Genomic DNA, 12,926 nt, shown 5'->3' with positions numbered 1-12,926 from the left:
CATCCTTCATACGCGCGCCCGTCGGCAACCGCGCCAAACGGCAATGGCGACCGCAAGACCGAGATCCTCAGGAGCCACCGTCACCGCGACCGTGGGAGACACAGCCGATCTAATGCGACATCAGCAGGCAGATTGGGGCCTGCTGCAGCAAGCCCCGCGTCATGCCGCCGAACATCCATTCACCGAGCCGGCTATGTCCATAGCCTCCGGTGACGATGAGGTCGGCGCCTTCGCTCTTTGCCAGTCTGACAAGGTACGTACCCTGCGTCCGGCTCGGCCGTGTGGACGCGAACGTCGGTGGATCGCGGCGTCCTGCTCGTCCGACGTGCAGATTTCGGCGACTGTCACTTTCCCTCATGACGACAGCGCCGGTCCCTTCCAGCAGTTCGTCAACCGCCTCGCCGCCGGGCGCGCGATGAATGCCGACCGCCGCCAGTTGCATTCCCTTCGGGCCGTCCCACTCGCTGGCATTGATCGCCGTCACGACCGCACCCTTCAGCAAGCCATCTACGCCGAAGCAGGAATAGAGGAAGCTGGCGAGCACGTGTCCCGCCCGATCGCCCAGCGGCTCCTGCGCTGTCGTACCGATGACGCTGCAGTCCTTTTGCACACGCCCCTCGGTCTTCGATATTGGAACGGTCTAGGAGAAGGGCGGCTCCGCCGACGGGGATACAATGGCAAACGCCCCCCTTCATCCAACGCAGCCAGCAACACGATCTGGCCTCTCTCAAGGACGTGCGTGTTCGGCCTGCAAGGACCAGAGCTTTGTAACGCAGTGATCGCTCGTGACATTTGCGCCAGATCAAACCGCGCGCACTTTGCCGCTTGCGTCAGAAACTGGAGGAGAAGCAGGTTCCATGAAAGCGACTTTGGTGGGAAACATCTGCTTCGGGAACGTCGATGGCCGGACAAATCTCCTAGTCGCTTGTCGCTCTGTTGATCCAGAGCAAGGACTTCCGCCGCGATGACATTCATTTTTGGACTACCGTGCAAATCGGAGCCGCCGGAATGACGAGCGAAACAGCAAAGGCCATCTTGATGATTCTCTTGTTCGTATCGCTTTCGACTGCCATCCACCTGTCGGGGCGCAGCGCAACGAAGCGGTTGCGAGCATTCGCGCTGCAGACGCTACGCCGCAAACATCGTCGATAGGACCGTCCCTCGCGCGCCGGTGTATCGATAACAGCTAACGATATCGGTTGGCCTTGAATCTTCCTGACGACCGGATTCAGATCGCGGCGAGCAACATTGCGGCCTGTTGCGCCAAGTCAAAGCGAGGAGCATTAGGCCTGTCATTTTTGAATCGACAGACCCATTGGAGGCATTCATGCGCGCCCACCAGATCATGACCAAGAATGTCGTCACCGTTACGCCTCGGACCTCGATCGAGGAGGCCGCCAACATCATGCTTCGGAACCACATCAGCGGCCTGCCGGTCGTCGTCGACGGCAAGTTGACGGGAATCGTCTCGGAAAGCGACCTCTTGCGCCGCGGCGAGATCGGAACCGGGCGCAAGCGTTCGGCCGTTCTTCGCTTCCTGCTTGGACCCGGGCACGCAGCCGCGGACTTCGTCCACGAGCGCGGTCGAAAGATCGAGGACGTGATGACACCGGATCCGGTCACGGTCGAGGAGCAAACGCCGCTCGAGGAGCTGGTGCACTTGATGGAGAAAAGAAACATCAAGCGCCTGCCCGTGATGCGCGGCAAGGACGTTGTCGGCATCGTGACCCGGTCAAACCTGCTCCAGGCCGTGGCCAGTCTGGCACATGAGATCCCGGACCCGACCGCGGACGACGATCACATCCGCGATCGCATCCTCCAGCAGATCGACGCCGTGAGCTGGCGTCCCATCGGGTTCGAGGTGACCGTCCGCAACGGCGTTGTCCATCTGCATGGCATCGTCACCAGCGACCATGCGCGTGAGGCAACCATCGTGGCCGCGGAGAACGCTGTCGGCGTCAGGAAGGTGCACGATCACCTCTGCTTCGTGGATACGTATACCGGATTCTACGTCGAATCTCCCGAGCACATGAAGGCTGCGGGCTGAAACGACAGACAGCTCAAAATGACCGTTTGGCCCGGATTGTCCCGTTCGGCTGCGCAGCCCGTCTATAGATCAAACACGTCGCCCGGACGCGGCAGCTCGACCCGCTGTCCTTCCAGATGCGCAGCGGGCGCCAGCATTGCGGGCTCTTCGCCATGGACGAGAAACGTTGCCTCGCATCCCTCGATCGTGCGTCGCCATGCGAGCAGCTCCTGCTGGTCCACATGAGCTGAAAATCCGTTGATGGTGTAAATCGTGCTGCGAACCGCAATGTCTTCGCCGAACAGGCGCACGATGGCGAGTCCTGCCGCCGGTGCACATCCCGGATCCGGCCATGATGACGGCACCGCCGGTTATCCTGTTGATGGCAACCGAATCGGCGCTCTCGCGGACGACGCAGGTTTGCTGGATGCAATGGATCCCGCCCCTCACGAAACATCGAAGCGGCCTCGGAGCTGACACATTCGGAATGCCGCTTGAATATCTCGGTTGCCGAGATCGCCATCGGCGAGTCCGGGAAGTTCTGCATGGCCGGCGGCAACCTGCGAAAATCGCGACCCTTGTCGACTCCGCCTTTGAGTTAGCGGCGCCCGCGCCCTGACATGGATCAATACGCGACTGCCCGGCTGCTGGTTAAGAGTTCAAGATAGATAGTCGTCACACACGCTGGAAGGAGCACCTTATGTTCCGGAATATGCTGGTTCTGATCCCGTCTGAACGGCCGGTCCGACCCGTCGTGGATGGCTCCATTTCCCTTGCCGACGCTTGCAGCGCACACATTGCCGCGTTGGCAATAGGCTATGAGCCGGCCAACATCCCGATCGCGGCAGTCGTATCTCCTGCGACCCCGACCATTTTTGAGGAAGAGCGGCTTCGTGCCATGGAGCGCGCAGAGACCGCGATCAACGTGTTTGAAAACGAGGTCGGGAAGACGGGTCTCGCCTACACGTGCCGTACCATGAGCGCAATTCCCGCGGAGGCCGTCGCGTTCGCATCCGCCGCCGCACGACTCCACGATCTGACCATCGTATCCCAGCCCGATTTCGAACGGTCTACGTTCGATAACGATCTCTCGACGGAAATCCTGTTTCAGTCGGGTGGCCCCGTGCTGTTCATGCCCCACACGTTCCGGGGGCCGCTCTCGCCACGACGCATCGGTATCTGTTGGGATGGGAGCCGCCTCGCCAGCCGCGCGTTGCGGGATGCAATGCCGTTGCTCAAGAATGCAGAAGCCATCACCATTGCGACTATTGATGACTCGGAAACTATACCCGATGAGGCTAGTCCGGAGCGGCTGGTCCAGCACCTGGCACGGGCGCCCCTGTCAGCGAAAATCGTGAAGGTTTGCGCACAGCATTCAGAAATTCAACCGGCCCTTCTCTCGGTCGCGGCGGACCAGAGACTGGATCTTCTGGTGATGGGCGGCTACGGCCATTCACGCTTCCAGGAAAGGTTTCTCGGAGGGGTCACGCGCGAGATGCTGCAAAGCATGCCGCTCCCGACGCTCATGTCGCATTGATCGGCGCGGTGAATTCAAGAAGCGGCCTTGCGAGGCGACTTCACCAGGCGCGGTTTCACATCCAGGTACACGCAGACAGCGCTGGCCGGGTTCCAGCAACGTGTGAACGGCATCGAGCCATGGCGCGCCCGGTTTGATCGTCGCGAACGGCAGGCCAGGCTGAATTGGATCAACAGACCCTGCAACTTTTGTAGTCTTCGTTGCTGCAAGGCAGTTTGGCGAGCTGTCAGCTCCTCCGCAAGAGCCCTTAGGGAACGATCCCAAATTTTCAGGCGCGGGATCCCAAGGCAAGCTTTATGTGAAGGAGCTGGCCATGAATCATACTTTCCACGCGGCAGACCGCACGACCCATAGGAAGATCGTCGTGCTCGCGGCAGTTGCTGGCATCGCAGTGACGATTGGCGGGTTACATGGTCGTAGCGTCTCCGGCATCAACAGCTTGCGTCCCAAAACCACAGTCCATCTTTCTCTCGCACCCGACGATCTCAATCCCGTTGCCGTTGCCGATTTGAGGTAGCGTCGACCTTTAAACGCATAGAGCCGATCCGCTATGGGTCTTCCAAAGCTCCCAACTGCCCCTAATCGCTCGTGCATCCGGGGCATTTTTTCCGGACATGCGCGGGACGTGGGGCGAGGTGCCAGCAGAGCTGTATATGCCTTACCAGTCGAACAACGACCTTCCGCTTCCGATACGCAGTCACCTGCCGCCGCACGCCCAAGATATCTATCGTGAAGCCTTCAATCATAGCTACGCAGCTCACCGCGGTGATCCGAGGCAAGAGGAGATCGGTCACAGGACTGCATGGGCGGCGGTCAAGCGATCTTATGTCAAGCAAGGCGATCGTTGGATTGCACGGTCATAACCTGGCCTTGACGAGCTAGTTCGTACTGCCCGACGGTGTCCTCGCCCGTGCCGCCATTCGTGCCGGTCGATGCGCCGTGTAAGAAACGCGACGAAGATAATCATTTGCCCGTCGCGTCCAGTCGGATCGAGGTCAAACTCGACTGATTCTTTGAAGCTCGACGCTCTCCGTCCGCGCCAGCGGTCAGCGAACGACGATCAGATCGTCGACCGACATCACGCCCGGAACAGACCAGGCCGCATGCTCGGCGGCGCTCCGGTCGCGCCAACTGTCCACCTCTCCTTGCCGATCGTGGTCGCAGGAAGGCCAGCCCCCGGCCATCCTGCCACCAACCACAGGAGTTCAGCCAACCGTTAGCCTGTCCTCAACCGAGTGAACGCCAGGTGCGGACCAGGCGGCGTTTTCGATCGCACGCCGTTCCTGCCAGTTGCCAACCATGCCCTCGAGAACAATGCAGTCGTTGTCTCGAACGGAGACCCGGACCGCCCTTGCCTGCGTCTCGGCGCGCCGCTTCAACGCGCCCTCGATCTTGGCCTTGACGTTCTCAGCCTTGATGCGCGGCGCGACCTGGATATTGTTGCTGATGCCGCGAATGCCGGAAAGCTTTCCCACGTCATGCTCCGCCGCCCGCTTCTGGAAATACCAGTCGACGTTTCCCGACAGCGTGACCCAGCCGTCACGAACCAGAACGGTGACGCCCGCCGGCACGACCGTGTCCCAGGCGAGGATGTCGAGCGCCCGTTTTGCAATTTCATCGTCGGCGGTCTTCTTGTCGCTCGGCGCGCGAACGTCGATTTCGTCCGCGATCGCCTTGACGCCCTTGACCCGCCGCGCCGCCGAGATCGCCGAGAGCTTCTCAAGATACGTCTTGACGTAGCCGCTGAGCGTGACGACGCCGCCTTCCGCCATCACACCAATATGGGCAGCGTCCACGCTCGGCTCGAACTCCAGCTCGTCCAGTACATCCTGACGCAATTGCAGTGCCGTCATGGCGGCCTCCATTGTTTGATCGGAAGCCACAATGAACCGCCGACCGCCTAACATTGCTTTGCGCTCGATCAACTGCAGGACTGGATTCGACCGAACGATCGATGGACGTCTCAGCCCGTTCATTCGCTTGGCAATCGGTTCGCTCGCTTCCGTCGAGCAGCCAGCGGCGCCAGCCCACCAAGACGCGTCACGAGGACGTCAAGCCTCCGCGCATTACAGCCTTGGCTTCGCGGCGCACTATCGCATGGGAGACGCAAGCGCTTCCACGACGTGCTTTTCGAGTTCCCGGACAGCAAGCTTCGTCAGATCCTTGGGAATCTCTGCAATGATATGGCGCTTGACGTCGGGATGCAGCGTCGCCCGAAGTTCGGCCGGCGTGCGCGGCGGAGCGACGATGACAAGCGCCGTCGCCTTTCCACTCCGGACGATCTCCTCCGCGGCCCGCGCAACCCGCTTTGTAAACCGATACTCCTCGAGTTCGTGCCAGTTCGTCGGCTCGACGGCCCCCTCTGACCGGAGGCGATCCCCTTTACGAAGTGTCCCGCACGATCACTGAGCAGCTACCATTCAGCCTGCTAGTCAGATCGGTCGTACCATAAAGCGATCCGCGATCCCGCGGAACGCCTAATTCATTCTGACGTAGAGGCGATCGATGGCATCCGAGGGAATCGCGAGGCCAAAGGCTCGCCCGGATTCGGTTTCATCGGCGCCGGCGGCAACAATGCCGATCACTTCGCCCCGCAGATTGAACAGCGCTCCGCCTGAACTGCCGCGGTCCAGCAAGGCGTCGGTCTGAATGAGATCCTGGCAGGGGATTCCAGGCCGCGAACGATGCAGAGCGCTGACGATGCCGAAGCTGACGCTCGGAGCGGATCCCGAGGAGCCACCGACGGCAAGGACGAAATCGCCGGGCTCGGCGTCGATCGACCGACCGATGCGGGCTGCGGTCAGGCCGGACGCCGAAATCCTCAGCATCGCCAGGCCATACCGCTCGTCGGCCACCACGAACTTGGCGTCAAGCTGACGCCCATCCGGCAATCGGACCGCAAGTGTCTCGGCGCCGCGAATCAGATGATTGCTTGTTACGATCAATCCGGACTCCGCCTTGATGATGACGCCTGCACCATACACCTCTTTCGCCGTGAGAGACGGTCCGCCGGGAGACGCAGGCCCGGAGGCCATCGAGCGGGAAGCCGGCGCCGTTTCCGTAGTGGCCTTTATGCCGACGACACTTTGGACGACCTTGCCCACCAGGGGCGCAAGCGATTGCACGTCCCGGATTTCCCCTGCTTGCACCGGCCCAAGCCAGACTAGGAGCATCCACGTCATAAGGGCGATGAATGACGATCGGCGGCCGGACCACGTCCACACCAATTTGCGGCAGGGTCTTCTCGGGTCCATTGGCGCCCGCCCCGCCTATTCGGCTGCGGCGATCGGCAGCACGCCAGGCCGTTCCGCCGCAATAATTGCCTTCCACAATGCAACAATACTGTTCTGGGTGGTTGGCAGAGTCGAGCAATGCCCCGCGGCGTCAAAATCGCAGAGCCGCGCTGCCGGATCGTCACACATTTCCGCAAACGCCCGATTGATGTGGTCGAGACATTCCAGGAGCTTGGTGATGCTCTCCAAACCGGCACGACGCTGAAGGTCGAGGAGTCGGAAAGTCACGACTGGCGGCGATCCGTAGGAGATCTCGGGATGGGCGAGCCCGAAGAACACTTCGACAGCCGATGGCACCTGCCTAATTCGACTAAGAAGGTTCGCCGCCTGAGTTTCCGTGCAGGCGACCAAGCGCGGCAATTGCGTACCCGCTGCCGATCCCGGACCGAGAGCCGCCGATATCTGCTGCTCAAGCCAGAGACGAACGGGAGCCGGGGCACTCTGAATCTGCTTGGCATCGAGCACTATGCTGGTCATCGTTGATCCTCCGCTACTCTATATTACTAGCGAGTCTGCTCGCAGCGGCCTTGATGAGGATCAATGTTAGGGGCAGTTCGCCTTCATGCGCGCAGGCTGCGCCCATTCATTGCGGCAGATCACGTCGCTGCGGCCGAGCGCGGCGGCCGCACGGTCGTCCCGATGCCTTCGCGACCGCTACTTCTGCTGAATGCGGTTCAGGTAATCGATAACGGCGAGGATGCGTGTGCGCACGACGACTTCGCGCATATCCCGCGAAGGATCGAGCGCATCGTAGGGAGGATCGACGGTGTGAGGCAAGCTCTTGACTGGGTTGAACCGTTCTCCCCAAGCGGGCATTTCATGAGTGCCATGCGCGGAAATTGCCTTCCGTCCGTCGATAGTTTCGTAGACGGCGCTTATGGGAAAGACCCCGTTGTTGTTCTTCGTCAAGGTCGTCAAATCGGTAGGCGGCACATTCAGCTGCGCGCTGACGGGTCCTTTGCCCTTTCCATCCGCACCATGGCAGCTGGCGCACGAAGCTTGAAATTCCGCCTTGCCGACATCAGCATCCTCGGCATGAACGGCCGCAGCGACAATAGCGGTCAGACCGCCAATCAGAAACGACTTAAGGCAACCGGTCATCATATCGCGCCCTGGCCTTTGGATAAATTTGTCTAGCGGCGGTGGGCTCATCTCAATTTGACGTACATCAATGGCTCGTAAACCCACAGACAGAGATCAACCAAGCATTTGGTTCCTGAGCTTTCATGCAGCACAATCTCGGTAGTCGGCCCGAAACTCCTCGACAATCGGTTTAGTACCAGGTTGTCATCCAGAGAGAGTGTCAGTCAACCCCCGCCCGAAGCGCTGGCTACCGCCTTTGTGCCGGATCAGCTTATCTGCCCTTCAGCACAATCAGGGCCGCTGACGAACTGCGCTGCCAATCCAGGCCGCAAAGATGATCAGCATCGCAATGCCGGCTGTACTGAGCGCAATCTGAAGCACGACGCCGCCCGCGAGCCGTACCAACAGCATGTGGCATCCAAGCGAGGTCAGCACCTTCGCGCTTTGCGCGACCACTTTCCCGCTAGCTGGACGAAGGTGCTGCCCGCGCCTGTTGATCCTCCGTGAATGCCCTTAGGTGACCGACCGGAATTTTCGACTAATCGGGCCGAGACTAATCTTAAACAAATATCCAGCTCGGGAGAAGTCCATGACCGAGGTCTACTTCCACTATTCCAATGCCAAGGGATCGCTAGTCGATGGGCGCGCGGCCGCCCTCATGGATCTGGCGGATGCACGCGCATATGCGGAACTCATGGTGCGCTCGATCATCATGCGTCCCGGCCCCGAAGACTGGCGCAGCTGGGTGCTGCACGTCAGCGACGATCTCGGCGACGAAATACTAACCCTGCCCTTTGCTTCCGTGCTGGGCAAACTGCATTAAGGAGCGTGCCATGACCTACCACCTAACGCCACCGCTTCGTCCGAGCCTCAACGCTTTCAAGGCGAAGTGGCGCAAACTGATCGCAGACGTCCTGATCGCAGACGTCCGTCACCCCTATCGTCCGGAGCTTCACTATATGAGGGGCCCTGGCCCGAAATGGCGCGCCAAGCACCAATCGTCCCCCCAGAGCTGCCCGTCTTGATGCCGGCGACATCACCGCGATTGACGGCCCTTGGTCTAGATATGGTTCGATCTGCCGTCGGATCGTTTGGGATCTGGCCTGATCTCTTTGGCCTCCTCGTCGGCCAAAAGCCTGCGGATAATGGACCGCCTATCCTCGTTGGTCTCTTCTTCGAGGAGTTTTCGGTAACGACGGACGTTGTGAATGAAGCGGTGCGAGACATGGGAGCCCGGGAGCCTGAAATCGCGCCGCATTGCCAATTCGGCGGAGGTTGGGACGTCCTTTCTTCATATGCCGGGCGCTTCGTCTTCCGGGAAATTTTCGCTTCGACCGCCCTGATCATGGCAACCCTTCTGACCATTCCGGAAGCCGGTGTTCTCTTCCAGATCGCGACTCCGCCGTGCTCGTGCTTGTGATCGTCACCGGACCTGCTGCTGGCGGCTGGTCCGAATTCTGGAAGAAGCTCGAAAAGCTTCGCGTTGCGGCCGTCAACGGCGCGGAAGAAGTTTGAGGGACATCAAGGAAGCCGGAGTTGATCAGGCCTAGCCTTTGTTCAAAACTACAAGGGAGATTGTCATGGCAGAAGCAGCTATCAAGTTGCCCATCAAGACCGAGTCGACGTCGGCTGCTCAGCCGGCTAAGAACTGGCAACCGTTCGAAACACTGCGCAATCAGATCGACCGGCTGTTCCATGATTTCCAGTCCGGCTTCCTGCAGGCGCCGTCCTACCGTTCACTGTTGGACATGGAGCCGTTCTGGCGCCGCGACTTCGGCTTTAGCGTCACGCCGGCGATCGATATCGTCGAAAAGGAAAAGGCGTTCGAAATCACCGCCGAACTTCCGGGCCTGGATGCCAAGAATATCGACCTCCAGCTCTCCGACGACGTGCTGACGATCAAGGGCGAGAAGCAGGACGTGAAGGAAGAGAAGGCCAAGGATCGCTACGTCTCCGAGCGTCGCTATGGTTCTTTTCGTCGGTCGCTGCAGATCCCCGGCAGCGTCGATGCCGACAAGATCGAAGCGACCTTCAGGAACGGCATACTGACTGTTTCGCTGCCAAAGTCGCCCGAGGTGCAGAAGCAGAAAAGCATCCCGGTGAAGTAAGCGCGTCGCCATCCCGCCGGCCTGCACCGGACGGTGGGACACGTCGCATCATCCCACGACTCCAATTTATTTGGCTGGAGAGTGCCAGTGGCGCACAAGCAAATCCTGTTTCACTCTGCCGCTCGCGAGAAGGTCTTGCGGGGCGCAACGTTGCTCGCCGACGCAATTCGCGTAACGCTCGGCCCCAAATCGAAATCGGTCCTGATCCAAAAAGGCTGGGGTGCACCGATCGTTTGCAACGACGGGGTGACCATTGCCAAGGAATTTGACCTGAAGGATCCGGAGGAGAATCTCGGGGCTCAGGTGCTCCGCCAGGCCGCCGAGAAGACCGGCGAGGTGGTTGGCGACGGCACCAGCACAGCCACAATCCTTGCCCATGCAATCCTGGCCGACGGCGTGCGCAACGTCGTGGCGGGCGCCAGCGCCATCGATATCAAGCGCGGCCTGGATCGCGGCGCCCGTGCAGCGATCCAGGCGCTCCGCACGATGTCCAAGCCGGTGAAAACCAAAGCGGAAAAGGCGCAGGTCGCGACCATTTCGGCTCACAACGACCCTACCGTCGGCGCACTGGTCGCGGACGCGATCGAAAAGGTCGGAGGCGAAGGCGTGATTTCGGTCGAGGAGTCGAAAACGACGGAAACCATACTTGATGTCGTCGAAGGCATGAAGTTCGACCGCGGATTCCTGTCACCCTACTTCGTCACCGACGCCGAGCGCATGGAAGCCGTCCTTGAGGACTCACTTGTGCTGATTTGCGATCACAAGGTCGCAGCTCTGAACGATCTCGTTCCGGTTCTGGAACAGGTCGCGAAATCCGGACGAGCGTTGCTGCTCATAGCCGAAGATATCGAAGGCGAGGCGCTTGCGACCTTGATCGTCAATCGGCTTCGAGGTGTCCTGAAGGCATGCGCCGTCAAAGCGCCGGGTTTCGGCGACCGGCGCAAGGCGATGCTCGAGGATATCGCAATCCTGACCGGTGCTCAGGTGATTTCCGAAGAGCTAGGACTGAAACTTGAGAAGGTCACGCTGCAAGAGCTTGGACGGGCGGCGCGCATCATCTCCGACAAGGAAAGTACGACCTTGATTGGCAGCGGCGGCGACCGGGGGCGGATCGATGGACGCCTCCAGCAGATCCGGCGCGAAATCGAGAAAACGACCAGCGATTATGATCGCGAGAAGTTGGAGGAGCGGCTCGCCAAGCTATCCGGTGGCGTCGCCGTTATCCGCGTCGGCGCTCCGACTGAGGCGGAGATGAAAGCAAGGAAGGAAGCGCTCGACGACGCCATCAGTTCCACCAAGGCCGCGGTGGCCGAAGGCATCGTTCCGGGCGGCGGGCTGGCATTGCTCAGATGTGTTGACGCGGTTGTCCGCGAGGAAGCCGCCGCCGAAGGCGACGAAAAGACCGGTATTGCAATCCTGAAGCGGGCGCTCGAAGCACCGGCGCGACAGATTGCGGAAAACTCCGCGGTCGACGGCGGCGTGGTCGTGGCGCGCATGGAGGCAAGCCAAGGCAGTTTTGGCTTTGATGCCGCTCGCAAGCAATATGTCGATCTCGTCGAGGCCGGCATCGTGGACCCGACCAAGGTCGTCCGCACCGCATTGGAAAATGCCGTTTCGGTCGCGAGCGTGCTGCTCCTGACCGAGGCGACAATGACCGAAATCCCGGAGGCAAAGCGAGAAAGGACGGTCGAACCGGAGATGGCAATGTGAGCGGCGACCCGGAGAGTCAATTGATCCATCTCAAATACAAGACCCTCGAAGATTGCTTTAATTGTTTTGACCGGATGGTTCCCCCCACCCAATCATCCGATCCATGAGTGGATGCTCCTGTCCCCCCACAGGAGCATCATTTTTTGTCAACCTCGAACCAGACCGGCCGTTTGATACGAGAGAGGGAGCGGCCTCAACGAATCGGCGACGCTTTACCAAATATCGCATCGATCGCTCGTTTCGGCGTCTCAGTGGGACATCAGGCAGCAGATTGGGCTCGAGGTCAGCAGATCGCGGGTCATGCCGCCAAAGACCCACTCGTTGAGCCGATTGTGGCCGTAGGCTCCCGCCACCAGCAGATCTCCCCCTTCATCCTCGGCAAGCCCGATGATCTGGTCCGCTCCCGATCCGTGCGCCCGTATCTCGACCCGGGCTTCAGCCTTGATCCCGTGCCGTGCCAGATAGCTGGCGACGTCATTCACGGCGTGTCGTGCCGCATCCATTCGATCATTTTCGCAAACTTCGATCACGGTCGTGCGACCCGCTTCCCGCAGGAACGGCAGCGCGTCCTGAACGGCGCGCCTGGCCTCTCGCGTATCCTTCCAGGCAACGAAAACGTGCTCGGCGGTAAGCGACCTCGCGGCCGCCGGCACCACGAGCAGCGGCCGGCCTGTACCGAGAATGGCGGCGCCGGGGTCCAGCGTCCGGTATATATCGTCCGATTTGCCCTTTTGAATCACGATCAGATCGGCGCATCGCGCTCCATCGATCACCGCCTTGGTTGGAAATTCGATGGCTGACCGCCATTCGACTTCGCGACCACTCCCGGCAGCGGAGCGAAACTTGTTGCCGGCCGATTCGAGCTTTGCCTTCATTTTGGCGATGTCGAACTCCGTCGCATTGTCGACGACGACGACACCTTCGGCAACAAACGGCGGCAAGACCGCCAGTGCCGACAATCCGATCAGGCGAGCGAAGAACTTGTCCGCGACCGCCGCAGCAACGGCCACCAGATTCGTCGAGACGTGATCCGCATTGACGTAGACCAGCAGCGATGCATACGACATGCTCTCTCCAATGGCAATAACAACAGTAAGTTTGAGCGCCGGTTGGCGCGCCGCCCGCGACTCCTTCGCCAGACGTTTTCAATTTCATGAAGCGGATGTTTG

General features: G+C 60.4%; 18 protein-coding genes and 1 pseudogene. 9 read left to right on the top strand and 10 right to left on the bottom strand.

The features are described 5' to 3' along the window. Positions 1 to 109: 109 nt before the first annotated feature. Positions 110 to 544 (bottom strand): universal stress protein, encoded by a 435-nt coding sequence (locus tag XI02_RS46275; RefSeq protein WP_370143846.1) that lies wholly within the window; start codon positions 542 to 544, stop codon positions 110 to 112. Positions 545 to 1,327: 783 nt separating this feature from the next. Between XI02_RS46275 and XI02_RS08165 the strand changes: the two genes are divergently transcribed. After that, complete coding sequence (locus tag XI02_RS08165; RefSeq protein ID WP_172648614.1) at positions 1,328 to 2,047, top strand: CBS domain-containing protein; 720 nt, start codon at positions 1,328 to 1,330, stop codon at positions 2,045 to 2,047. Positions 2,048 to 2,109: 62 nt separating this feature from the next. On the opposite strand, the gene XI02_RS08160 is transcribed toward XI02_RS08165, so the two are convergent. Then, positions 2,110 to 2,337 carry an MBL fold metallo-hydrolase RNA specificity domain-containing protein gene (locus XI02_RS08160; RefSeq protein WP_016841891.1) on the bottom strand — a complete coding sequence of 76 codons (228 nt, stop codon included), beginning with the start codon at positions 2,335 to 2,337 and terminating at the stop codon, positions 2,110 to 2,112. Positions 2,338 to 2,726: 389 nt separating this feature from the next. Between XI02_RS08160 and XI02_RS08155 the strand changes: the two genes are divergently transcribed. From XI02_RS08155 to XI02_RS08145, 3 genes are all read left to right on the top strand, one after another. Continuing rightward, the gene (locus XI02_RS08155) at positions 2,727 to 3,563 is read left to right on the top strand and encodes a universal stress protein (RefSeq protein WP_172648615.1); all 837 of its coding nucleotides are present in this window, start codon (positions 2,727 to 2,729) and stop codon (positions 3,561 to 3,563) included. 313 nt (positions 3,564 to 3,876) lie between these two features. Next, positions 3,877 to 4,080, top strand: coding sequence for a hypothetical protein (locus tag XI02_RS08150; RefSeq protein WP_125459145.1), 204 nt, complete (start codon positions 3,877 to 3,879; stop codon positions 4,078 to 4,080). A 97-nt stretch (positions 4,081 to 4,177) separates the two neighbouring features. Then, positions 4,178 to 4,426, top strand: a complete 249-nt coding sequence (locus XI02_RS08145; RefSeq protein ID WP_370144325.1) for a ChaB family protein — start codon at positions 4,178 to 4,180, stop codon at positions 4,424 to 4,426. Positions 4,427 to 4,609: 183 nt separating this feature from the next. Here XI02_RS08145 and XI02_RS46270 read toward each other — a convergent pair whose 3' ends face one another. The 7 genes and pseudogenes from XI02_RS46270 to XI02_RS08110 all read right to left on the bottom strand — a co-directional run bounded on the left by XI02_RS46270 (position 4,610) and on the right by XI02_RS08110 (position 8,395). Next, on the bottom strand, positions 4,610 to 4,747 hold the full coding sequence (locus XI02_RS46270) for a BON domain-containing protein (RefSeq protein WP_370143847.1): 138 nt from the start codon (positions 4,745 to 4,747) through the stop codon (positions 4,610 to 4,612). 21 nt (positions 4,748 to 4,768) lie between these two features. Continuing rightward, positions 4,769 to 5,416: a BON domain-containing protein gene (locus XI02_RS08135; protein WP_026193113.1), complete on the bottom strand. Its 648-nt coding sequence runs from the start codon at positions 5,414 to 5,416 to the stop codon at positions 4,769 to 4,771. 237 nt (positions 5,417 to 5,653) lie between these two features. After that, positions 5,654 to 5,869 (bottom strand): annotated as a pseudogene (locus tag XI02_RS08130) (host attachment protein); the annotation flags it as partial. 171 nt (positions 5,870 to 6,040) lie between these two features. Next, the gene (locus XI02_RS08125; RefSeq protein ID WP_244980776.1) at positions 6,041 to 6,688 is read right to left on the bottom strand and encodes a S1C family serine protease; all 648 of its coding nucleotides are present in this window, start codon (positions 6,686 to 6,688) and stop codon (positions 6,041 to 6,043) included. A 144-nt stretch (positions 6,689 to 6,832) separates the two neighbouring features. After that, positions 6,833 to 7,333 carry a hypothetical protein gene (locus tag XI02_RS08120; protein WP_172648616.1) on the bottom strand — a complete coding sequence of 167 codons (501 nt, stop codon included), beginning with the start codon at positions 7,331 to 7,333 and terminating at the stop codon, positions 6,833 to 6,835. Positions 7,334 to 7,510: 177 nt separating this feature from the next. Further along, positions 7,511 to 7,957: a cytochrome c gene (locus tag XI02_RS08115; protein WP_245163878.1), complete on the bottom strand. Its 447-nt coding sequence runs from the start codon at positions 7,955 to 7,957 to the stop codon at positions 7,511 to 7,513. A 273-nt stretch (positions 7,958 to 8,230) separates the two neighbouring features. Beyond that, on the bottom strand, positions 8,231 to 8,395 hold the full coding sequence (locus XI02_RS08110) for a hypothetical protein (protein ID WP_018272953.1): 165 nt from the start codon (positions 8,393 to 8,395) through the stop codon (positions 8,231 to 8,233). Between the two features lie 133 nt (positions 8,396 to 8,528). Here XI02_RS08110 and XI02_RS08105 point away from each other — a divergent pair, with 133 nt between their 5' ends. From XI02_RS08105 to groL, 5 genes are all read left to right on the top strand, one after another. Next, on the top strand, positions 8,529 to 8,762 hold the full coding sequence (locus XI02_RS08105; RefSeq protein ID WP_172648618.1) for a hypothetical protein: 234 nt from the start codon (positions 8,529 to 8,531) through the stop codon (positions 8,760 to 8,762). Between the two features lie 10 nt (positions 8,763 to 8,772). Next, positions 8,773 to 8,964, top strand: a complete 192-nt coding sequence (locus XI02_RS45145) for a hypothetical protein (protein ID WP_075968396.1) — start codon at positions 8,773 to 8,775, stop codon at positions 8,962 to 8,964. 41 nt (positions 8,965 to 9,005) lie between these two features. Continuing rightward, complete coding sequence (locus tag XI02_RS08100) at positions 9,006 to 9,359, top strand: hypothetical protein (RefSeq protein WP_016841881.1); 354 nt, start codon at positions 9,006 to 9,008, stop codon at positions 9,357 to 9,359. 160 nt (positions 9,360 to 9,519) lie between these two features. After that, positions 9,520 to 10,047: an Hsp20/alpha crystallin family protein gene (locus XI02_RS08095; RefSeq protein WP_172648619.1), complete on the top strand. Its 528-nt coding sequence runs from the start codon at positions 9,520 to 9,522 to the stop codon at positions 10,045 to 10,047. An 87-nt stretch (positions 10,048 to 10,134) separates the two neighbouring features. Continuing rightward, positions 10,135 to 11,757: a chaperonin GroEL gene (gene groL, locus XI02_RS08090; protein WP_172648620.1), complete on the top strand. Its 1,623-nt coding sequence runs from the start codon at positions 10,135 to 10,137 to the stop codon at positions 11,755 to 11,757. 248 nt (positions 11,758 to 12,005) lie between these two features. Here the strand turns inward: groL and XI02_RS08085 are convergent, their stop codons facing one another. After that, complete coding sequence (locus tag XI02_RS08085; RefSeq protein WP_244980777.1) at positions 12,006 to 12,767, bottom strand: universal stress protein; 762 nt, start codon at positions 12,765 to 12,767, stop codon at positions 12,006 to 12,008. Positions 12,768 to 12,926 lie beyond the last annotated feature (159 nt).

The sequence above is a fragment of the Bradyrhizobium sp. CCBAU 21365 genome, assembly GCF_015291305.1.
GTDB lineage: Bacteria > Pseudomonadota > Alphaproteobacteria > Rhizobiales > Xanthobacteraceae > Bradyrhizobium > Bradyrhizobium elkanii.
This window is presented reverse-complemented; position numbering and strand designations above follow the sequence as displayed.